Origin of the sequence: Neisseria sp. GT4A_CT1 (assembly GCF_000227275.1) — a bacterium.
Classification (GTDB): domain Bacteria; phylum Pseudomonadota; class Gammaproteobacteria; order Burkholderiales; family Neisseriaceae; genus Neisseria.
On record NZ_JH164965.1, the window covers coordinates 27,124 to 48,793 of the forward strand.

A 21,670-nucleotide genomic window follows, 5' to 3' on the forward strand; every position below is an offset into this window, starting at 1 on the left:
GATAACGACGCATTGGTTCCGCCGGCTTTCCTAAAGACTAGGATAGCGAACATCACATCTGCGTCATAATGCACATACGCGCCAAAGTCCGCCGTCTTGCCCGCAACCCACCACAGACGGCACAAAGCCATCACATGATCGATGCGCAAGATGCCGTAAAGCCGCATATTTTCACGCAACAATCGGACAAACTTCTCATAACCCGTGTGCTTCAACATCATCGGATTGAGCGGCGGCAAATCCCAGTTTTGCCCCGTCGGGCTGAATGGATCGGGCGGCGCGCCGACCGCCATATCCATACAATAATCGGCGCGGTTGAGCCAAGTATCCGCGCTGCCGCGTGCTACGCCGACCGCCAAATCGCCGTAAATCCCCAGCTTCACGCTGCGCGCCGCAGCCGCCTCGTTCACTTCGCGCAACTGCTCCGCGCAAAGCCATTGCAGCCACATATAAAAACGGATTTCGCGGCGATGACCCTGTGCAAATCTTTGAACTGCCTCGCCATGCGGATCATGAAACTCCGCCGGCCAAGACAGCCAACCCACTTCGCCGGAGCGGTTGTAATACTGATCCAACGCCTCAAACAAACCGAAGCCTTCCAAAGCCCAGCCGCGTTCTTCGACAAAGGCGTCAAATGCCGCCCGCTCTTGTTCGGCGGCTTCGCATCCGTCGTTTTCAAACGCGTCAAACGCCCTCTGCAAAGCATCGCGCTTGAACGCCCAAACCGCCGTATAAGCGACGGTTTCCGTAATCCGCAACGCCGCAATGCGCTGGCAGATATTCGGCTGCTTGAGCCAGTTTTTCAGCTTTTCGTTGTAGGAGAATGCGCCAACCTTTTCCACATCCAGATAAATCGGATTGAGCCATTCGCGCGAAGACGGGCTGTACGGGCTGGCAAAAGCAGGCTTGGCGCTGAAAAGCGCATGCAGCGGATTGATGCCGACGAAATCCAGTTGCTTATCCGCCGCAAACGCCATCAAATTCAGTAAATCGGTAAAATCCCCAATACCCCAGTTCCGTTGCGAACGCAGGCTGTACAAATGCGTCGTCAGCCCGTTCATGCGCAAACCGTGTTCCAGCATTTTCGGCTGATAAACCGACTGCGGCGCAACCACCAGCCGCACCTTGCGAACGCTGCCTTCCACTTCCGCAGACAAAGTGTAATAGCCGCAAGCCAAAGCCGGCAGCGCAACCCAAAGCACGCCGTCTTCGCCATGGTTCAACGGCAAAACCTGCCGTCCGCCCGCTTCGTCTCCCAAGCAAATTTCAGCCGCGCCATGAAACTCAGCAGGCAGTCGCAAAGATTCCCGACCGTTTTCATGCGCGACCAAAGTATCCGCATAAAGGTCGTCTGAAAAACCGTCCTGCTGCAAAGCCTTAATAATCCCTTCCAAAACCTCGGGCTTGGCCGCATGATAAATTCCACCGATGTCGTGGAAACCCAAATCAATACCCAAGCCTGCAGCCTGCTCTTCCAAATGTTCGCTCATGACACAATTCGCCTATTTACAATAAACCGAATCTTAATATAAATAAGATTGAATGTTTCCCATAATTCAGAGAAAACAACCCTTCAGACCAGAATTTCCCTGCTTAGTTTGACTTATCCCAAAATTTTGATTGATGACTCTAAAGACATGCTGACAAAACGGCGAGAAAATTTCTATTATCATAATATTCTAAATAGTAGACATCTTTTTCGTTGTTTCTTCAGCAAACCTAAGTATTTCTCATTTAATCTCTGAAATTCGTTTTTCGTAAGATTTAAATAAGTTTTCCAAGTAATAATTTATCGAGGAACTTCCATAAAACCCAATATTGTCATACAGTTTCATTGTAAAAAACGATTTGATTTGTTTCTTCCATATATGAAATAAATTCCAAAACATTCGTTAACATACTTTTTTGAATTACGACAAAAGTTTTAACTTGTAAATTCCATAAGATTAAAATAATATACAGAAAATTTTTCACCAGCCCTTCTTTTCATCTGAGATTATTACCTATGTTAAAACAAGCTATTTTACTGACTGCTCTGATTGGTGCGCTTACCGGCTGTACTTACGGCCATATGCACTACTCACCATCCTATGAACAAGAAGCCACCATGCGTGCCGACTCCCGTCGCGTTCAAGCTGACGAACGTGCAGAGCGTGCAGAGCGCCGCCGCGAGCGCCGTCAAGAAATGATGGATGAAGCCGACGCTATCAACCGCGCCAACCGCAACAACCGCATCTACATCCTTCACTGATCACCGGTCCTTACGGATTATTGGATTCCTAATACTTATATTTCAAACAGGTAATACTTATATTTCAAACAGGTAACATCATGAAAAATAAAATCGCAGCCCTGCTCCTGACTTCTTTCGTTATCACCGGTTGCTCTGCGCCCGGAGGCTCCGTAGGCGATTTGGCTATCGGTAGCGATTCCGCAGCCATCAAAGCAGGCCGCAACCGCGAATCTGCACAACTCTCCCGTGCCGAGCTGGAACAACACCGCCGTCAACGTACCAATGTTTCAGAAGAGCTGGCATTGGAACGTGAAAAACGCCAAGACAAACGTGACCAAGTCAACGGCGCAATGGGTACAGCAGCCAATGCAGTCGGCTTGATTGGTGGTATCGCAGGTACTGCTGCTCTGATCAGAGCTTGGTTCTAATTTAGCAGGTATTCGTAAAAACGACCGGTACGGCGTATCGGTCGTTTTTATTATTCTCAGCTTCAAACTCGTTCATCCCGAATAAAGTCATAGACAAAACCCCAAAGGTAGTCTGAAACTTGAAACCCAAGTTTCAGACTACCTTTATCTATTCAATACCATCAAGCCGCTTTACGATGGTAATGCCGTAGCGCATGTTCTTTGCGCCGTCCGCTCGAGAAGGCAGATACGCGTTTCAAGTAGCCGATGACGCGGGTGCCGTAGTCGATGTCGTGCGAACCGCAGGCGGAACAGGCGTGCAGGGTGCGTTTGTCGATATGGCCGCATTCGTTGCAGATGGTGATGCGCACGTTCACGCAGAAGTAGTTGCAGCCGGTTTGCGCGGCGATGTCCAAGAGTGAACGGTAGCCGGATTCGGGCAGGGCTTCGTCAAGGTTCAGGTGCAGCGCGGAGCCGCCGTCGAGCCAGTCCACCAGTTCTTTGCCGTGCAGCAGGAATTTGTCGAGCGCGTTGATTTCTTCGTCTTCGACGACGTAGAAATAGGAGTTGTAGCATTCGCGGCTGACTTGGTAGCCGTCGGCTTTGTCCCATTTGGCGTTTTTCACGCCGAGGTTTTCGGCGGGGACAAACTCGGTGTTGAACTTCACGCCGTAGTGTTTGCTGGCGGCTTGGTTGGCTTCGAATATGGTTTTCAGACGACCTTGGACGAAGTTGATATAGTCGTCGTTGTAGCCGACCTTGATACCTTGTGATTCGGCGGCTTCCGCCATGCCGTTGATGCCGATGGTGAGGAACTGTTTGTCCAGCGTGATGAAGCCTGCATCGTAAACGGGCAGCATTCCGGCGGCTTGGTATTCTTCCATCAGTTTGCGGTAGGCGTATTGGTATTTGTGGATTTTAGCGACTTCGGCGGCAAGGTCGCGTCCGTCTTGTTCCAGCCGGTTCATATTGATGGTGATGACGTTGATGGAACCGGTCGCCACGCCGCCCGCGCCGAGGGTGTAACTGAAGGTGCGGTCTTCAATGGCGTTGCGCAGGCGGCAGCAGGAAGCCAACGAGTCGGGATTGTCGGAAAGATAAACGAAGAAGGAATTGCCTTCCGCCAACTCTTTCGCCATCTCGTCGGCGAACATGGTGTCTTTGCATTTACCACCGTCGGTCAGCATCGCAGCGGTCACAACGGGGAAAGTCAAAACGGCTTTGGTGCGCTCCTGATTGAACCATTTGAGGAAGAAGTTTTGCAGCTTCGCTACGCTCGCCCACACCGGTTTGCTGAAATCGGGAAAGACGAAATCGCCGAACATCGCATCAAAATAGTATTGATCGTAAACGGAAATATTCCAGAATACGCTCTGATAACCGCGCGCAGCAGCGGGCTGGTTGATGCTGTACACCACCTGCTGCATATGGTTGGCGATTTCTTTGCCGTGGGTTTCCAAATAATCGTCGCCGTAGTCTTTGCGGGCGAAATAGTCGAAATAAGTTAGAAACTCCACCGTCGCCACCGCGCCGGCAAACTGCGCGCTGATGGCAAACACCAGGTTGATAAACGAACCGCAAAACGAAGCCAGATGCTGCGGCGCCTTAGATTCGCCGCCAAGTTTGCTTAACCCGTCGAGCAGGAAAGGATACAGCGTAACCGACACACAATAAGGCTTGAGGCTGGTTTCGTCGTGCACATAAATCTCATGCGCCTCAATCTGGCGGATGTATTCGTCGGCAACGGATTGGTCGAAAATTTCGGCGATTTTGCGCGACACTTGGGCACGGTTAATCTGCACGAAAAAGTCTTTCATGATTTCCGCTTCCATCGTAGCGATGTTTTTCTGGGTAACGTTGGCATTGGCGTCCATTTTCGAGCCGTCTGCCGCGTTTTGCGCGCTGATGTAGTCGTGCATGAATTGCAGTTTGCCGTTTAACTGTTCGGGATGCAGCCGAATCATGTTAAGTCCTCCTGTGTGGGTTGGATAAAAAGCCTCAGGCCGTCTGAAAAGCGGCCGCCTGCGGCTGAGTCGTAATCGGGATGATTTTGGGCGCGGATTTGTCTTTGACAAACAAGAGGTTCAACACCTCGCCCGTGCGCAAATCGATAAACTTCTGATTGGTTGTCGGACTATCCAAGCCGCCCAGCTCCATCTGCCAACGGCCGGTTTTCAGATACGTCAGATAAGGCAGGATGCCGTCTGAAACCGCCTCCAGCTCCTCACGCTCCAAACCGGTGTACAAACAGGCTTTCAAACCCGCCTGCGTCACGATGCCCAACATTTTCTGCAAAACTTCCGGCTGCCATTCCCCGCCCATAAACAACACGCAGCTAATCAGCCCACGATAGCGTTTCAGACGGCCTTTCAAATAATCCTCGGTCAATTCCGTGCCGATACCCTCTTTCCACGCATCGGCGCTATGGCAGCCTTTGCAGCGCAGCGGGCAACCGGAAAACAGAAACGCCAGCGACACTTCGCCCGGCACTTCCTGCCATACGATTTGCTCGATTGTGAATTTCAATGCCGCCATGACTTGCTACTCATAAATACAATATATGGTGCGAATTAAATCACAAGAACACAAGATATGGTATTTTTATTTAACAATGCAACAAACCGATATGATAGTTTTTAATAATTCACTATATTAAAAATCCAAATCAAAAAGCAGTTTAAAAAAAAGCCGTACTCGAGAAACACGCTTCGCATTTCCCAATATGGCTGTTACGCCATCACGCTTTTTTAAAATTTATAGTGGATTAACTTTAAACCAGTACGGCGTTGCCTCGCCTTGCCGTACTATCTGTACTGTCTGCGGCTTCGTCGCCTTGTCCTGATTTAAATTTAATCCACTATACATCCTTTATCTTACAGTGCGACCTTGCCCGGATAGCAAAAACCCAAAACGATAAGCAAACTCCGTAATAACAAAAGCCATTAAAAATCCATTCCCTCCAATGACCAAAGGTCGTCTGAAAATACCCTTACCAGCTTTTCAGACGACCTCCCGCAATCTGAAACCCAAGCGAAAAGTGTTACAATAGCCGTTTTATTTTAGCCGCTTAAGACAGTCCGACCATGTGTAACCACCATCATCAAAACGACAGCAAAACTCCCCACTCAGAAGCCCGCGACAACGACACCATCCGCATCCGCGGCGCGCGCACGCATAATTTGAAAAACGTCGATTTGGACATTCCGCGCCACAAGCTGGTGGTGGTAACGGGGCTGTCGGGCAGCGGCAAGTCGTCGCTGGCGTTTGACACGTTGTATGCCGAAGGGCAGCGGCGTTATGTCGAGAGCCTGTCCGCCTATGCGCGGCAGTTTTTGCAGATGATGGACAAACCCGATGTTGATTTGATCGAAGGCCTGTCGCCCGCGATTTCCATCGAGCAGAAATCCACCAGCCACAACCCGCGTTCCACCGTCGGCACGGTAACGGAAATCCATGATTACCTGCGCCTTTTGTACGCCCGCGTCGGTACGCCGTATTGCCCCGAACACAAGCTGCCGCTGTCGAGCCAGACCGTATCGCAGATGGTTGATGCCGTGTTGAAGCTGCCGGAAGACACGCGCGTGATGATTCTGGCGCCGGCGGTGCGAGAGCGTAAGGGCGAATTTGTCGATTTCTTTGCCGACTTGCAGGCGCAGGGTTTTGCGCGCGTGCGCGTGGACGGTGAGGTCTATCAGCTTGACGAAGTGCCGAAGCTGGAAAAAAACATCAAGCACAATATCGACGTGGTCATCGACCGCGTGAAAGTGAAGGCGGACATCAAGCAGCGGCTGGCGGAAAGCTTTGAAACCGCGCTGCGCCACGGCAACGAGCGCGCGCTGGCGATGGAAATGGACAGCGGCGAAGAACATTGGTTTTCCGCGCGTTTCGCCTGCCCCGTGTGTTCGTACAGCCTGCCCGAATTAGAGCCGCGCCTCTTTTCGTTCAATAATCCGATGGGTTCCTGCCCGACTTGCGACGGCTTGGGCAACACCAATTTCTTCGACCCCGAAAAAGTGGTCGCCCATCCCGAATTGTCGTTGGCAACAGGCGCGATTGACGGTTGGGACAAACGCAACCAGTTCTATTTCCAAATGATTCAGTCGCTGGCGCGGCACTACGGTTTCGATGTGCAGGCTGCTTGGGAAACGCTACCTGAAAAAGTCAAAAAAGTCGTGTTGCACGGCTCGGGCAAAGAAGTCATTGATTTCACTTACCTATCCGAACGCGGTACTACGTTCAACCGCAGCCACGCCTTCGAAGGCATCATTCCCAATCTCGAACGCCGCTACCGCGAAACCGACAGCGAAACCGTGCGCGAAAAACTGCGCGAATACCAAAACCACCGCGCCTGCCCAAGCTGCGGCGGCGCACGTTTGCGCAAAGAAGCACGCTACGTTTACGTCAGCGGCGAACCGCTGCACGAAGTTTCCGCCTGGCCGCTGACCAAAACCCACCAATTTTTCGAAACGCTGGATTTGGACGGCAACAAAAAACAAATCGCCGAAAAAATCCTCAAAGAAATCACCGAGCGGCTCGGCTTCCTGATTAACGTCGGGCTGGATTACCTCAATCTCTCCCGCTCCGCCGAAACCCTCTCCGGCGGCGAAGCCCAGCGCATCCGCCTTGCCAGCCAAATCGGCAGCGGCCTGACCGGCGTGATGTACGTTTTGGACGAACCCTCCATCGGCCTGCACCAGCGCGACAACGACCGCCTGCTCGCCACCCTCAAACGCCTGCGCGATTTGGGCAACAGCGTGATTGTGGTCGAACACGACGAAGACGCCATCCGCGAAGCCGATTTCGTCGTCGATATGGGCCCCGGCGCGGGCGAACACGGCGGCAACGTACTGATTGCCGATACCCCCGAAAACGTCGCCAAATGCGAAAAATCCGTTACCGGACAATACCTCAGCGGCAAAAAATCCATTGCCGTGCCGTCTGAACGCACGCCCGTCAATCCCGACCGAATGCTCGTCCTCAAAGGCGCGCGCGGCAACAACCTCAAAAACGTTACCCTCGAATTGCCGCTCGGTTTGATTACCTGCATCACCGGCGTATCCGGCAGCGGCAAATCCACCCTGATTAACGACACCCTCGCCAAAATCACCGCCCGCGAACTCAACCGCGCCCAAGAAGAACCCGCCCCATACGACGACATCCACGGCCTCGAACACCTCGACAAAGTCATCAACGTCGACCAATCCCCCATCGGCCGCACCCCGCGCTCCAACCCCGCCACCTACACCGGCCTGTTCACCCCCATCCGCGAACTCTTCTCCGGCGTACCCCTCTCGCGCGAACGCGGCTACAACGTCGGCAGATTCTCCTTCAACGTCAAAGGCGGCCGCTGCGAAGCCTGCCAAGGCGACGGCGTGATCAAAGTCGAAATGCACTTCCTGCCCGACGTATACGTCCCCTGCGAAGTCTGCCACGGCAAACGCTACAACCGCGAAACCCTCGAAATCCAATACAAAGGCAAAAACATCAGCCAAGTTCTCGACATGACCGTCGAAGAAGCCCGCGAATTTTTCGACGCCGTCCCCACCGTATCGCGCAAACTGCAAACCCTGATGGACGTAGGCCTGGGCTATATCCGCCTCGGCCAATCCGCCACCACCCTCTCCGGCGGCGAAGCACAGCGCGTCAAACTCGCTCTCGAACTCTCCAAACGCGACACCGGCAGAACGCTCTACATCCTCGACGAACCCACCACCGGCCTGCACTTCGCCGATATTGCACTACTGCTGGAAGTGATAGGTCGTCTGAAAGGCAAAGGCAACTCGATTGTGATTATCGAGCATAATCTTGACGTGATTAAAACTGCGGACTGGATTGTGGATTTGGGGCCAGAAGGCGGTGATGGCGGTGGTAAAATTATCGCTTCAGGTAGCCCCGAACAGGTGGCGAAGGTTAAGGGGAGTTATACTGGGAAGTATCTTAAAACAATTTTATAAGGATCACGTCATGGATGCGTCTGAGAGAAATTTTTCCAAAAAAGAAGTTAATCGAAGCGGTCATTTCCTAGCCTCTAATAGCATTGATTCAACTGATGAATTAACTTTAGAAAAACATTTAGAAATTTTTAACTACTGGAGAGGAATTCATTCTTATGTTATGAATATTATTTATATGAACTTAAAACGTAGAATATATAATAACCCAGAATTAAAGGATATTAGAAATGCTATTATTGCACAAAGACTTAAGCGAACTCCTTCTATATTAAGTAAATTAAACCGTTTCGAGAAAATGCAACTATCAAGAATGCAGGATATTGCAGGCGTTCGAATTATTGTAAAAAAAATTTCTGATATTTATAAAATTAGAGATAATATTAATAAAAAGTTTCCACATAAAATATGCTCAGAAAAAAATTATGTTAACAACCCTAAACCAGATGGATATAGATGTCTACATATCATTTTTGAAATAAAAGGTATTACTAAACAAAAATATAACGGTTTAAATGTAGAATTACAAATTCGTACTGAATTACAGCACCAGTGGGCAACAGCTGTAGAAATTATTGGTTTATATAAGAACACATCATATAAATCAGGATTAGGCGATGAGGAAACAAGAGAATTTTTGTGTATTTGCAGTAATTTGTTTGCTCGAGCAGAAAACACTCCAATTGATAAACGCTATCATGGAAAAACTGAAGATGAACTATGTTTGATGTTGAAAAAACTAAATGAAAGATTAAATATATTAGATTATCTTCGTGGACTGATTGTTGCTGTAAATCGACAAGATCAAATTTCTAGAAAAAGAAACAGTAAAACCTGCTTAATACTCTTAAAATTAGATGAAAAAGTTCTTAGCTTAAAAAACTTTACCAATGAGGAAGATACACAAATAGCATATACGGAATTAGAAAAGGAAATTACTAAAGAGAAGAAAAATTGGGATGTCGTTCTAATTTCTGTTAATGATATGAAAAAATTGAAGAATGCATATCCAAACTATTATTTAGATTCTAGAAGATTTGTTCAAACAGTTCAATCTTTTATTGATAGGGTAAGTAACCATAGCAAGCCGTAGCCTGCATATCCAACCGACCGCGTGCGTGACTACGCCACACACCCTACCGATGAATCACTCGGAACTTCAAAACCAACGTGTAGGGTGTGTGCGGTACGCACGCACGCGGTTGCTTGATTAACGATTTGCCGTTTCAACTTTTAACTTCGTTGAAGCTAGCGCTTTCAGACGGCCTCCAATGTCGTCTGAAAACATCAGCTTCAACAAAGTTAAAACCTTAAACAACAAACCGTTCCTTCTCCAACGTTCAAACCAAAAACAAAAATCCTATGGCGCGTTATCGCAGAAACTTCATTGCCGGCGGCACATTCTTTTTCACCGTCAAACTCGCCGACCCAAAATCGCGCCTGCTTGTCGAACATATCGGCTTCGCGTGCGGCTTATATGGATGTGCAAAAACAATATCCCTTTGAAACCGTTGCCGTATGCGTGCTGCCGAACCATATTCACGCCATTTGGACGCTGCCGCCCGACGATGCGGATTATTCCCTGCGCTGGCGGCTGATTAAAACCAAATTCTCCGCACATTTTCCTCATGCCGAAAACCTGTCCGCCAGCAAACAGCGGCGGAACGAACGCGGTATTTGGCAACGGCGTTTTTACGAACACACCGTTCGCGACGAAACGGATTTGCAACGTTGCGCAGACTATATCCATTTCAATCCCGTCAAACATGGATTGTGCGGCAATGTCCGCGATTGGGCGTTTTCGTCGTTTCACCGTTATGTGCGGGACGTTCTTTAACATATCCACTACTACCAGCACTTAAATTACAAGATACGCTTTCACGAGCTATATTTACATCATCTAAGTTCCCGGGTTTCGTCAAAACCCTACACCTCCGTCCGTCCCAATGCGTCGGTAACGACGGTATGGTCTTTGCGGTAGTCAAACGTCCATTCTTCGCCGAGGTTGTTGCTGCTTTTGAGCACTTTACCGTCGGTGTCATAACGGTCGTATTCGTAGCGGGATACCAGTCCGTCGGGCTGGTTGTGTTCGACCATGATGTGGTTGCGGTAGGCGAAACCGCGCAGTTTTTTGCCGTCGCGTCCGTAAACGGCGGTCAAATCGCCGTAGCCGTCGTAGTCGTAGCGCAAAAAGGGTACTGAGACCGTCTAATAAACCGAAAAAACCACGTGCGTACTTGAGGCACGCACCCTACCTGTGAATTTGGAAATTTATGCAGGCTACGGATTGCTTTATTTTATTTAAAGGATACAATAGAAGTAATTTTATTAATAAATTTTTTAGCTAAATCTTCATTTTCTTTTTTGAAAAATCGAATATCTAAGCCGTCATCTACATCACTAACTAAAATAAATTCTTCTTTCATAAATAAAAAATACCACATATCAGCATTAGGACTTATAATCACTTCTTGTAATTCAATATCCATTACCTTTATTAATTCATTGATTTCACTACTATCAAAAGAAAAATCTAATGGAAGAGACCATAGGGATTTATTAATTTTTAATGCTTCCATAATTATACCCCTAACTCTGCAAGTAATTTGGCACAATCGACACCATCCAGCAACTTTTTATTTACTGATTCTCTAGATTTTCTTGATGATTCTATAATATCTTCATAAATATCTTCATAAATTGCATTGCCTTCCAATCCCTTTTCTTCTTCGCAACTAATTGTTTAAAGGTTAGCATTGGAAAGGAATTTCATTTTGAAATTAATTATATGCGCTTTAATATACAACACATACAACCATTGATTTGAAGATTTATTTAGGTCACGATTTGCTATGTATTACTTTCTCCCACGCATTATCAAATTCTCCTTTTGAAATTTCAACTGCCCAAAATTGCTTATCTTTATTAATTTCTTCTATTTTTGGTATTGGCAATTCTCCTAAAAAACATGATTCTGTTTCCTTTTCTTGGGAAGCATATAAGTGGTTGCCAGATTTAAAAAATTCTATTTTTCTTACCTCATATCTATTTCCATCCAATTCACTATAAATTATAGATGGGTCATCATTGTTATCATGAAACCATAACGTTCTCATATAAAACATTTTAATTCCTTCCGTATCCAATAATTCTTCCACTTATATCCAATGGTCGATTGTTTGGAATTACAAAAACATTTTTCCTACCTTCTACAACATTTAAACCTCTCGTATCAATAGCAACAAATCTCTCAAATCTATTCCCTTGGAATGGCATACCAACAAAAGAACGAGATAAACTAGCATTAGTGCTTGTCCCAGGTAAAATATTTGAGAGATACTGTCCATCTCCATATCTAGCATCTTTAGGATTATTAGCTTTAAGAGAAGGAAGAATTTGATTACTCTCTAAGATTCCAGATAATCCTTTTTCACTTGTATAATGAAAATATGTTGAATTTCGAGATAACTCAGTTGCATCCTTAGGGTTATAACCCAAATTTCTAAAATGCTTATATCTGCGGTATCGTTCTGGGCAGGCTTTCAATCCTAACCAATCAACCCATCTAAATGTATTTACTGCAAATAAGTAAAGATTATTTCCCCCTTCTAACCCAATCGGGTCCTGACTGATAAACCTACCGGTTTCAGGTTCGTAATAGCGGAAATAGTTATAGTGCAACCCCGTTTCCCTATCGTAATACTGGTTCTGTAATCTGAACGGCTGATGCGCGTTCCGATAGACGCATTCGTCCTTTTTCAGACGACCCCAGGCGGTGTATTCGCCGTACCATAAGAGATTGCCGTGGATGTCGGTCATCTCGCGCGGGATGCCGATTTGGTCGTTGTGGAAATAGGCGAGGTATTGTTTGCCGTCTTTGGCGTTGTCAAAGACTTGCGCCAGCGGTTCGTAGCTGTCTTGGTCGGTGTAGATATAGGTGTAGCTGCCTTTGTAGGTGTACTCCTGAAGTAATCGCGTGCCGTCCCAGACGAAGTGGGTGCGTTTCGGGTCGGTACTCGTCCAGGCGAGTTTGTCTTGGCGTTCTTTGGAAAGCCTTCTGCCGAACGGGTCGTAGGCGTATGTCCAGATCTCGGTGTTGCCGGCGGGCTTTTTGATTTCGGCGCGGACGAGTTGGTTTTCTAAATCGTATTGGTAATATTGGTTTTCGCCATTAGGCAGCTGGCGGTAGATCAGGTTGCCCAAGGCGTCGTAGGTGTATTCGATGCCGTTGTATTCTTTGAGGCGGTTGCCGCTGACCGGGTTAGGGTTGGCAGGTGATTTCAGACGACCTTGAGTTTTGGGGTCGTCTGAAATCGGAGCGGTCGTTTTGCCCTCTCCCACGGGAGAGGGAGCAGATGTCGGGATGTCGAGGATGTTGTGGGCGGGGTCGAAGGCGAAGGTTTCGCTGCGGCCGGTTTGGCTGTTGCGGGCTTCTTGAATGCGTCCGATTTTGTCGTAAACGTAATTGAGGACACCGCTTCTTTGGTCGACACTTTGAATCAGGTTGCCGGCTTTGTCGTAGGCGTAGCGGCGGTTAAGTACGGTGCAACAAAGGTCGTCTGAAAGTTGATTTCAGACGACCTCTATGTTAACTGCTAATAGATTGTTAAAGAACAAATGGTTCAGACGACCTCAAAGAAGATGGTGAGGTCGTCTGAAAAACAGAAACCGCGTGCGTGCTTACCGCACACACCCTACGTCAGGACTGAAGGTTTTGTCCGGACTACGGCTTGCTATGATTCACTAATAGTATCTATCCATTTATTTTCCAATAACCATTTTTCAATATCATATAAGAAATTAGGGTTAATTTTTTTAAGTATAGGAAATTGTCTTTCTTTTTTCTTCATGGTTTCAAAAAAATATCGATAAAACTCCTTACCTAGTATCTTTCTTTGTGCATCTATATCTTTTTTAATGGGTATAAAATCTTCTTCATAAACAACAATGTCAAATCCAAGGGCATTATAATTTTCTTCTTTTGAATATCGAGACTTAGATTTCCAGCCACTATCTTTTTCTAAACACCTGAAACATAATACTAAATCAAAAGGAAATTCAGTATATTTTTTCAGAATAGGCTGTAAGCCATTCTCTATTTCACTATCCAATATACTAACTTTACTCCATTTTGGAGAGTCACTCGTAGTTCGTATTTCCATATCCATCTCCTTATCTTAAAAAAATAAAACTAATGCTTACATTTATTTCCCGCTGGTAATTTACCCCTTCTCTTAATATATTTAATAATTTTCAACCTTTCCCAACGTTGCATAGCTTTCTTAGGTCCCTTCATAACTCTTATATATTTTAAATTATTTCTATCTAACCATTTTTGAGAATACCGACGCTGAACACCTTTTACAATATTTTTTGTTTCCCCAATTTTCCAAATATCTCCTTTTTTCAACCATACCTTACCCACAGGCTTACGTTTACCCCATTCCATTACAGGGTAAAAACCATCTTTTCTTGCAACAAGATAATAAAGTTCTTTAAGTCCTAAAGGATCAATCCAACTTTGTGTATTGGGGGAAAATTGATAGAAATTTTCTCCTCCTACCAAACCTATCACGTCTTGGCTTACAAAACGTCCTGTGTCTGAATCGTAATAGCGGAAATAGTTATAGTGGAGTCCTGTTTCAGAATCATAATACTGGTTCTGGAGTCGGAACGGCTGATGCGCGTTCTCGTAAACCCGCTCATCCTTTTTCAGACGACCCCAGGCGGTGTATTCGCCGTACCATAAGAGATTGCCGTGGATATCGGTCATCTCGCGCGGAATGCCGACTTGGTCGTTGTGGAAATAGCTGAGGTATTGTTTGCCGTCTTTGGCGTTGTCAAAGACTTGCGCCAGCGGTTCGTAGCTGTCTTGGTCGGTGTAAATATAGGTGTAGCTGCCTTTGTAGGTGTACTCCTGCAATAGGCGGCTACCATCCCAGACGAAGTGGGTGCGTTTCGGCTCGGTGCTCGTCCAGGCGAGTTTGTCTTGACGCTCTTTGGAAAGGCGTCGTCCGAACGGGTCATAGGCGTAGCGTCGGTTAAGTACGGTACAATAAAAGTCATCTGAAAGTTGGTTTCAGACGACTTCTATGTTAACTGCTAATGAGATTGTTAAAGAACAAATGTTTCAGACGACCTCAAAGAAGGTTTTGAGGTCGTCTGAAAATATCAAATCTTACTTTTTGGCTTTTTTCTTAGGATTTAATTCTTCTTTACGTTGCTTATAAAATTGCCAATATTTTTTGTCTTCCGTAGAGAAAGGTGTGTAACGTAACTCTTTGTAGGCAAGATCAAAATATTTATAAGCATTTTCCATATCACCTAGTTCGTAATAGATAATACCTGCCCATAGAAATGTGCTGCCATCAGGAACTGTTTTTCGCGCCTCTAATGCAATATTTATCCATTCAAGTGCCTTAGAATAATCCTTTAACTCTTTAAATCTGCCAGAAATTTCAGAACATAACCCACTAGTTGGGGTTACGAATTGAGTAGCAGGTTTTGGAATTAAATCCCAAGCCTTCATTAACCCATCAATCCTTTCCTGAAGAGTTTTAGCCTGTCTCGACTCACACATAATATTATTAATTTTACTATTTAACTCAGGATTAATATCAGATAAATACATAGTTTTCCTTTCATTCATAACTCTTCATTAACAACCTTTAGGTAATTTTCCATTTTTAGGCTTGCGGGGTTTCTTATAACGTTCTTTGCTCTTTGCTCCACGGGAACAGTTGCCTGGCCCATATTCCAATCGATAATTATTGGGATCAAGCATCCATTTCCGTACTGCCTGAGACTTGGCTCCATGATAACGACCACAACGATTCCAATAAGAAACAGCATCTTCAGGATTATGTCCCATATGTGCATTTCTTAAAGAGTATTTTTTACCATCTACATCTTTGAAGACTGCACCCTCAGGAATCTGTGAGGTACGTCTAAGTTTACTGATTTCCTCGGATGTAATACCTTCAATTTCTCCATTAGCTAACATACGTTGCATTACAGCCCGTCCTGTCTTAGATACCTTGGATGGTGTCCTACCAACATAGGCATTCCTTCTCCATAAACCTAATGGGTCGTACCATTCCTGTGCATTCAGCGCAAACTGATATAAATTATCTCCACCAATTAATTTAATCGGGTCCTGATTCACAAACCGCCCGACCTCAGGCTCATAATACCGCTTCAGGTTGTAATGCAGTCCGGTCTCTTCATCGAAGTATTGGTTTTGCAATCTAAACGGCTGGTGCGCGTTCTTGTAAACCCGCTCGTCCTTTTTCAGACGACCCCAGGCGGTGTATTCGCCGTACCACAACAGATTGCCGTGGATGTCGGTCATCTCGCGCGGGATGCCGACTTGGTCGGTGTGGAAATAGGCGAGGTATTGTTTGCCGTCTTTGGCGTTGTCAAAGACTTGCGCCAGCGGTTCGTAGCTGTCTGGGTCGGTGTAGATATAGGTATAGCTGCCTTTGTAGGTGTACTCCTGCAATAGGCGGCTGCCGTCCCAGACGAAGTGGGTGCGTTTCGGTTCGGTGCTCGTCCAGGCGAGTTTGTCTTGGCGTTCTTTGGAAAGGCGTCGTCCGAACGGGTCGTAGGCGTAGGTCCAGATTTCGGTATTGCCTGCGGGCTTTTTGATTTCGGCGCGGACGAGCTGGTTTTCTAAATCGTATTGGTAATATTGGTTTTCGCCATTGGGCAGCTGGCGGTAAATCAGGTTGCCCAATGCGTCGTAGGTGTATTCGATGCCGTTGTATTCTTTGAGGCGGTTGCCGCTGATAAGGTTGGGGTTGGCAGGTGATTTCAGACGACCTTGAGTTTTGGGGTCGTCTGAAATCGGAGCGGTCGTTTTGCCCTCTCCCACGGGAGAGGGAGCAGATGTCGGGATGTCGAGGATGTTGTGGGCGGGGTCGAAGGCGAAGGTTTCGCTGCGGCCGGTTTGGCTGTTGCGGGCTTCCTGAATGCGTCCGATTTTGTCGTAGATGTAATTGAGGACGCCGCTTCTTTGGTCGGCACTTTGGATCAGGTTGCCGGCTTTGTCGTAGACATAGCGGCGGTTGACGGCGCCGCCGGCCAGCGGGTTTTGTTTGCTGCGGGGTGTTTGTGTGCCGCTCCAGACGGTACGCTGGCTTTTCAGACGACCCATGGGGTCGTAGTCGTACAGGCTGCTGATGCTGCCCTGCGTCCTTTGGATTTCTCGGTGCAGTTTGTCGCGTTCGATGTCGCTGACGACTTCGCCGTCGAGGCTGATTTGGTGCAGGTGTCCGCTGCCGTAGTACAGGTAATCGATATGGCGGCCGTCGGGCAGGATGGTGCGGATGCGGTTGCCTAACGGGTCGTATTGATAGCCTACGGTGGCGCTTTGGCCGTTATGGACGGTGGTTTCGCCGATGAGGCGGTCGAGTTCGTCGTAGGCGAGTTCGACGCTGCTGTGTTGGTTGCGGGCTTTGGTCAGGTTGCCGGTAATCGGGTCGTAGTCGAAACGGGTGCGGCTGATGCCTTCGTCTTTGCTTTGTCCGTTGCGGCTGGAGACTTTGCGGCTTTGTTTTTCGATCAGTTGGCCGAGGATGTTGCGTTTGAAATGGTGGATGTGCCAAGTTTCGGGACGCTCTTTCAGACGACCTTCATTATTGCTTTGGCCGTATTCGGTCTGTTGGACCAGTTGTCCGGCGGCATCGTAGCCGTAGGCGGTGATTTTGCCGTCCCAGCCGGTTTCTTGGATCAGGTTGTCGGTCGGGTCGTAATCGAAACGGTAGGTTTCGCCGTTTTCATTGGTGAGGACGGTCAGACGGCGGGCTTTGTCGTAGGCGTAGGCGAAGGTATGGCCCAGCGCGTTGGTGCGTTTGAGCGGCAGTCCGTCCACCGCGAGTTCGTAGGCGGTTTTGGCACCGAGTCCGTCGATATGGGCGGTCAGACGGTTGAGGCGGTCGTATTCGAAGGTTTCGTGACTGCCGTCGGGATAGTCGGTACGGACGGGGTTGCCCGCTGCGTCGTAATGGTGGCGGGTGGTATGGCCCAGCGCATCGGTAACGGTTTCGAGATCGCCGTATTCGGTGTAACCGAAACGGGTGGTTTCGCCGGTACAGTCGGTAAAGCTGACGAGCTGGTCGAGGGTGTCGTAGTGTAGGTGTCGGGTTTTGCCTAAGGCATCGGTGATGGTTTCGGGCAGCCATCGGGCGTTGTAGCCGTAACTTGTGGTGTAACCGGCGGGGTCGGTGATGCTGACGAGGTTGCCGCGTTCGTCGTAATCGTAGGCGGTAATCCTGCCTGCGGGATCGTTGACGGCAACCGGCAGGTTGAGGGTTTCGTGGTAGTCGATTTGGGTGCTGCTGCCGTCCGGCGCGGTGATGGCAATGACGTTGCCTTCGGTATCGTAAAGATAGCGGGTTTCGCGTCCGAGGGGATCGCGTTCTACGGTAATGCGGCCGTAGCTGTCGCGTTCGCTGTCGCTGCGTTGTCCGTCGGCATCGATGCGGTAGACGAGTTCGCGGTTTTCGTCGAAACCGTACACTTCCGTCCGTCCCAATGCGTCGGTAACGACGGTATGGTCTTTGCGGTAGTCGAACGTCCATTCTTCGCCGAGGTTGTTGCTGCTCTTGAGCACTTTGCCGTCGGTGTCGTAACGGTCGTATTCGTAGCGGGACACCAGTCCGTCGGGCTGGCTGTGTTCAACCATGATGTGGTTGCGGTAGGCGAAACCGCGCAGTTTTTTGCCGTCGCGTCCGTAAACGGCGGTCAAATCGCCGTAGCCGTCGTAGTCGTAGCGTACCAGTTCCTTGCCGTTGAAGGTGACGGAAGTGAGGCGGTTGACGTAGAAACGTTCGTCTTCGGAAACGAAGACGTCCCGTTCTCCGGCAGGATCGAAGTCGGGATCGTTGTCATTCAGACGGATGGAGGAGAATACGGGTTGGAAGTGTCGGCCGCTGCCGTCGTAAATGCTGTGCGGCAGCCCGTTGTCGTCGTAGCAGAGGCGGATATGGCGGCCGTTGCGGTCGAGTTGGGCGACCAGTTGGAAAATGCCGCAACCGGAATCGACTTCGGCAAACAGCAGCCGTGCGCCGCCGTCGGGGGAGGCGATTTGGTAGAGGTCGTCTGAAATCTGTGAAAAGAAGATTTGTTCGTAAGGATCGAAATAGGCGTCATCCAGACCGTAGGGATCTTCTTCGGCGGAAGCAGGTCTTGGTGCGGCCTCTTCCTCATATAGATCGTCTTCATCTTCGTCGGCTGCGGAATAAGGCTCGTCCGCTTCGTCGCTGATATCCGGCAACGAAATTTCCCTGCCCTGCTCATCAATATAAAGGAAACCGTCGGCTGTTCGGACAAGACGCATGGAGAACGGCAGCGACCAACCCTGTCCCAGCCAGCCGTTGCCTATTTGGTCGGAATAGTAGCTGCGCTGCCAAACAAGGGGAAGCGGGGAATCAAAGGCAAAGTCGGTCTCGGTATCGTCAAATAGGACTTTGATACCGAGCACTGCGTTTACGGGGTTACCGATAGCAGCAGCTACCTTACAAGGAATACAGTGGCCATGACCCGAGGTAACTACCCCGCCATCGAAGCCCATGCCCATGCCGCCGCTAAAACCACTGACCATTTTACGGGAAGGCGGCTTGGGGCCCGGCTGACCGGGTATCATGGACGCAAGGGAAACCAGTTCGGATATAGCATCAACTGCATCGGCTGCAGCAGAATCAGGCGCAACTATGGAAAGGGCAGTGGAAGCAACATCGGCAACCATCTCTATCACATCCACTGGTCCGGCTGCATTGGTCAGCGGCTCAGGTGGATTGGCAGAGCCTTGAGACACCATGGCTGGTGCTTCAGGTTTGGGGATGAGAATACCGAAAGTATTACCGAAAGAGGCCATGGGTTTACTCCCTCCGTCGAGATTCTATTGATATTGAAATGGAAAACCTAAGTTGCTTACAGATTTACAAGTTTGGATCAAAATCGCTTTTGAATATATAGTGGATTAAATTTAAATCAGGACAAGGCGGCGAAGCCGCAGACAGTACAGATAGTACGGAACCGATTCACTTGGTGCTTCAGCACCTTAGAGAATCGTTCTCTTTGAGCTAAGGCGAGGCAACGCCGTAATGGTTTAAATTTAATCCACTATATTTTGAAAATAGCATGACACAACGCGAAGATTATAACAAACAACAAACTGCAAATAAATTGTAAAGTAAGACACTAAAATAATAAAAAATGTTCCACAAATACTTCTTTATCATACAAATATTACTTTAGTTATTCTTTTAATAAGGAAAAAATATATTAATACATAAACCAAAATTATGGTAAAGTATATATACAGTGGCTATGGCAGATATAACTCATAGCCAAAGCATAATCGATACCTTAAGTAACTTTATCATCCGTTAATTTTACATTATGTGATTGTTATTTATGCAGCAAAGCGAAATCTACTTTTTCGGAAAACTAAATCAGTCTCGTGATTTTATTGTTTCTGAAAATCTCCAATCTAATGATAAAAACTTTTGGGATGGATGGTTTGATCGTTGCAACAACCAAGACAAACTCATTCCGTTTACCCGAAAGGCGCTTTCTGTATCGCGGATTTGGCTGTTTTGCATTAAACCGCCTGATAGCATTACCTATATTGGGCTAACGGCACTCAGTTCAGACCAAACAGGTCGGCAATATCCTTTTTTACTGTTCCAAAAACCTTATTCCCTTCCAGAACAGTTAAAATCCATTAATTTTTTCTCTCAAAACATAGATTTTTTTAACCAAACATTAATAAATGGTAAATGTATTATAACAAATTGTTTAGGTACACTTTATAAGTCTGACCATCCGTTACCCGAGCCTTTCCTTAATTTTTTATCTAAATCAGATAACATTGGCAGCTTTTGGCTGGACTGCGAAAGCGGTTACCATATAGAAAGAGACGGGGAGCCCACCTGCTCCCTGTTCAATAAAATATTTGGATTATAAATAGATGAATACATTTCCCTTATGGGCAGAACCTATTTCCGCCGATACCCCTGAAGGGGTAAACATTGAATACGACAGCCGCTTTTTAGAGCTTCAAAGCGCTGCCGAAGGGAAACCGGAAAGGCAATATGGCGACACCATCATCCCTGCTGAAGAGCCTGATTGGGCAACAGTAGAGAAGCTGTGCAATCAATTGCTGGCTGAATCGAAAGACCTTCATGTTTTGTCCTATTACACACAGGCGCTCACTGCAAAACATGGCCTGGTTGGCTTTTGCGCCGGTTGTGAAGCCATCAAAACCAATGTGGATTTGTATTGGAAATCCCTATATCCGAAGCTCGAAGATGAAGACGGCGAACCCGACCCGTTTTATCGAATCAATGCACTAAGTGCATTCACTACGCATGACGGCATCGCCAAAGAAGTATTTTCAGCCAAATTATTAGTAAACGGGCTGACCCAACAGCCTATTACCGTTAAAGAAGCAGTTTCTGTCTTGCAAGGCAATGACCCGCAAAGCTATCCGGGCGGCAAAGAACGTTTGATGCTCGATATCAGGGTAAGTGCCGATACCGGCAAACCGGAATTGATTGCCTTAATCCAGGCATTAGACCATCTGAAAGATATTCAAAATACTTTCTCGACCCAGCTGCACGACGAACACTCACTCAATTTTGAAGTGATTCAAAAACCGCTTACCCTGATCCACAAAGCCATCAATTACAACGATGGAAGTACCCCGCAGCTGCAACAGGCTGAACAAACAGAACAACCCGCTGAAACACCCGTTTCGACTGTTGCTCAAGAGCAATCGACCCTTCAAGAAGCGGATGCATGGCGTCGTCTGAATATCAAAAATCGGGCTGATGTCGATTTGGCTTTGGAAAAAATCTGCATTTACTTTGAAACGCTGGAACCCAGCCACCCTGCCCCGTTATTTATCCGCAGGGTACAGCGGCAAATGAATATGAACTTCTACGACATCATGAAAGATATCAGTCCTGAAAGCATTGCCAATCTGGAAGTTTTGATCGGGAAGCAGGACGAAGAAACGGGAACTTCCAACGAATAAGCTAGTCTATCCGCAATATTTAAAGTTCGTTTAAATA

General features: G+C 47.6%; 17 protein-coding genes and 3 pseudogenes. 7 read left to right on the forward strand and 13 right to left on the reverse strand.

From position 1 onward, the window contains the following. Positions 1-1,490 (reverse strand): annotated as a pseudogene (gene malQ / locus HMPREF1028_RS02830) (4-alpha-glucanotransferase); the annotation flags it as partial. Positions 1,491-2,005: 515 nt separating this feature from the next. Here malQ and HMPREF1028_RS02835 point away from each other — a divergent pair. Continuing rightward, complete coding sequence (locus HMPREF1028_RS02835; RefSeq protein ID WP_003761186.1) at positions 2,006-2,251, forward strand: hypothetical protein; 246 nt, start codon at positions 2,006-2,008, stop codon at positions 2,249-2,251. Positions 2,252-2,331: 80 nt separating this feature from the next. Beyond that, positions 2,332-2,661 (forward strand): NGK_0946 family protein, encoded by a 330-nt coding sequence (locus tag HMPREF1028_RS02840; protein WP_009311273.1) that lies wholly within the window; start codon positions 2,332-2,334, stop codon positions 2,659-2,661. A gap of 161 nt (positions 2,662-2,822) precedes the next feature. On the opposite strand, the gene nrdD is transcribed toward HMPREF1028_RS02840, so the two are convergent. Both nrdD and nrdG read right to left on the reverse strand, forming a co-directional pair. Then, positions 2,823-4,604, reverse strand: a complete 1,782-nt coding sequence (gene nrdD / locus HMPREF1028_RS02845; protein ID WP_009311274.1) for an anaerobic ribonucleoside-triphosphate reductase — start codon at positions 4,602-4,604, stop codon at positions 2,823-2,825. Positions 4,605-4,638: 34 nt separating this feature from the next. Further along, positions 4,639-5,175, reverse strand: coding sequence for an anaerobic ribonucleoside-triphosphate reductase activating protein (gene nrdG, locus HMPREF1028_RS02850; RefSeq protein ID WP_009311275.1), 537 nt, complete (start codon positions 5,173-5,175; stop codon positions 4,639-4,641). A 548-nt stretch (positions 5,176-5,723) separates the two neighbouring features. Between nrdG and uvrA the strand changes: the two genes are divergently transcribed. From uvrA to HMPREF1028_RS02865, 3 genes are all read left to right on the forward strand, one after another. Then, on the forward strand, positions 5,724-8,594 hold the full coding sequence (gene uvrA / locus HMPREF1028_RS02855; RefSeq protein ID WP_009311276.1) for an excinuclease ABC subunit UvrA: 2,871 nt from the start codon (positions 5,724-5,726) through the stop codon (positions 8,592-8,594). Between the two features lie 10 nt (positions 8,595-8,604). Then, positions 8,605-9,684 (forward strand): RelA/SpoT domain-containing protein, encoded by a 1,080-nt coding sequence (locus tag HMPREF1028_RS02860; protein WP_009311277.1) that lies wholly within the window; start codon positions 8,605-8,607, stop codon positions 9,682-9,684. Positions 9,685-10,035: 351 nt separating this feature from the next. Further along, entirely contained in the window at positions 10,036-10,428 is a 393-nt protein-coding gene (locus HMPREF1028_RS02865) for a transposase (protein ID WP_232203770.1), read from the forward strand. 89 nt (positions 10,429-10,517) lie between these two features. Here HMPREF1028_RS02865 and HMPREF1028_RS02870 read toward each other — a convergent pair whose 3' ends face one another. The 10 genes and pseudogenes from HMPREF1028_RS02870 to HMPREF1028_RS15315 all read right to left on the reverse strand — a co-directional run. Further along, positions 10,518-10,781, reverse strand: coding sequence for a hypothetical protein (locus tag HMPREF1028_RS02870; RefSeq protein ID WP_009311279.1), 264 nt, complete (start codon positions 10,779-10,781; stop codon positions 10,518-10,520). A 107-nt stretch (positions 10,782-10,888) separates the two neighbouring features. Next, entirely contained in the window at positions 10,889-11,170 is a 282-nt protein-coding gene (locus tag HMPREF1028_RS02875) for a hypothetical protein (RefSeq protein WP_009311280.1), read from the reverse strand. Positions 11,171-11,172: 2 nt separating this feature from the next. After that, the gene (locus tag HMPREF1028_RS15695; protein ID WP_283118870.1) at positions 11,173-11,307 is read right to left on the reverse strand and encodes a hypothetical protein; all 135 of its coding nucleotides are present in this window, start codon (positions 11,305-11,307) and stop codon (positions 11,173-11,175) included. Positions 11,308-11,431: 124 nt separating this feature from the next. Continuing rightward, positions 11,432-11,716: a hypothetical protein gene (locus HMPREF1028_RS02880; RefSeq protein WP_009311281.1), complete on the reverse strand. Its 285-nt coding sequence runs from the start codon at positions 11,714-11,716 to the stop codon at positions 11,432-11,434. A gap of 1 nt (position 11,717) precedes the next feature. After that, positions 11,718-13,094 carry an HYD1 signature containing ADP-ribosyltransferase family protein gene (locus tag HMPREF1028_RS02885; RefSeq protein ID WP_232203788.1) on the reverse strand — a complete coding sequence of 459 codons (1,377 nt, stop codon included), beginning with the start codon at positions 13,092-13,094 and terminating at the stop codon, positions 11,718-11,720. A 230-nt stretch (positions 13,095-13,324) separates the two neighbouring features. Next, positions 13,325-13,753, reverse strand: coding sequence for a hypothetical protein (locus HMPREF1028_RS02890; RefSeq protein ID WP_009311283.1), 429 nt, complete (start codon positions 13,751-13,753; stop codon positions 13,325-13,327). A 29-nt stretch (positions 13,754-13,782) separates the two neighbouring features. Next, positions 13,783-14,625: pseudogene (locus HMPREF1028_RS02895) on the reverse strand (RHS repeat-associated core domain-containing protein); the annotation flags it as partial. Between the two features lie 144 nt (positions 14,626-14,769). Continuing rightward, on the reverse strand, positions 14,770-15,222 hold the full coding sequence (locus HMPREF1028_RS02900) for a tetratricopeptide repeat protein (RefSeq protein ID WP_009311285.1): 453 nt from the start codon (positions 15,220-15,222) through the stop codon (positions 14,770-14,772). Positions 15,223-15,249: 27 nt separating this feature from the next. Then, on the reverse strand, positions 15,250-16,746 hold the full coding sequence (locus HMPREF1028_RS15310; protein ID WP_232203790.1) for an RHS repeat-associated core domain-containing protein: 1,497 nt from the start codon (positions 16,744-16,746) through the stop codon (positions 15,250-15,252). Positions 16,747-17,292: 546 nt separating this feature from the next. Next, positions 17,293-19,467: pseudogene (locus HMPREF1028_RS15315) on the reverse strand (DUF6531 domain-containing protein); the annotation flags it as partial. 542 nt (positions 19,468-20,009) lie between these two features. Here HMPREF1028_RS15315 and tagF point away from each other — a divergent pair. Continuing rightward, positions 20,010-20,561, forward strand: a complete 552-nt coding sequence (gene tagF / locus HMPREF1028_RS13225) for a type VI secretion system-associated protein TagF (RefSeq protein WP_009311287.1) — start codon at positions 20,010-20,012, stop codon at positions 20,559-20,561. 4 nt (positions 20,562-20,565) lie between these two features. Then, the gene (gene tssA / locus HMPREF1028_RS02910; protein ID WP_003780319.1) at positions 20,566-21,633 is read left to right on the forward strand and encodes a type VI secretion system protein TssA; all 1,068 of its coding nucleotides are present in this window, start codon (positions 20,566-20,568) and stop codon (positions 21,631-21,633) included. The last annotated feature ends 37 nt before the right edge of the window (positions 21,634-21,670 follow it).

Bases quoted from the DNA above. Each gene is read 5' to 3' on its own strand.
- HMPREF1028_RS02860 (WP_009311277.1), top strand. From the start codon at position 8,605: ATGGATGCGTCTGAGAGAAATTTTTCCAAAAAAGAAGTTAATCGAAGC.
- HMPREF1028_RS02900 (WP_009311285.1), bottom strand. From the start codon at position 15,222: ATGTATTTATCTGATATTAATCCTGAGTTAAATAGTAAAATTAATAAT.
- HMPREF1028_RS02890 (WP_009311283.1), bottom strand. From the start codon at position 13,753: ATGGAAATACGAACTACGAGTGACTCTCCAAAATGGAGTAAAGTTAGT.
- nrdD (WP_009311274.1), bottom strand. From the start codon at position 4,604: ATGATTCGGCTGCATCCCGAACAGTTAAACGGCAAACTGCAATTCATG.
- HMPREF1028_RS02880 (WP_009311281.1), bottom strand. From the start codon at position 11,716: ATGTTTTATATGAGAACGTTATGGTTTCATGATAACAATGATGACCCA.
- tagF (WP_009311287.1), top strand. From the start codon at position 20,010: ATGCAGCAAAGCGAAATCTACTTTTTCGGAAAACTAAATCAGTCTCGT.
- tssA (WP_003780319.1), top strand. From the start codon at position 20,566: ATGAATACATTTCCCTTATGGGCAGAACCTATTTCCGCCGATACCCCT.
- HMPREF1028_RS02835 (WP_003761186.1), top strand. From the start codon at position 2,006: ATGTTAAAACAAGCTATTTTACTGACTGCTCTGATTGGTGCGCTTACC.
- uvrA (WP_009311276.1), top strand. From the start codon at position 5,724: ATGTGTAACCACCATCATCAAAACGACAGCAAAACTCCCCACTCAGAA.
- HMPREF1028_RS15310 (WP_232203790.1), bottom strand. From the start codon at position 16,746: ATGGGTCGTCTGAAAAGCCAGCGTACCGTCTGGAGCGGCACACAAACA.
- HMPREF1028_RS02875 (WP_009311280.1), bottom strand. From the start codon at position 11,170: ATGGAAGCATTAAAAATTAATAAATCCCTATGGTCTCTTCCATTAGAT.
- nrdG (WP_009311275.1), bottom strand. From the start codon at position 5,175: ATGGCGGCATTGAAATTCACAATCGAGCAAATCGTATGGCAGGAAGTG.
- HMPREF1028_RS02840 (WP_009311273.1), top strand. From the start codon at position 2,332: ATGAAAAATAAAATCGCAGCCCTGCTCCTGACTTCTTTCGTTATCACC.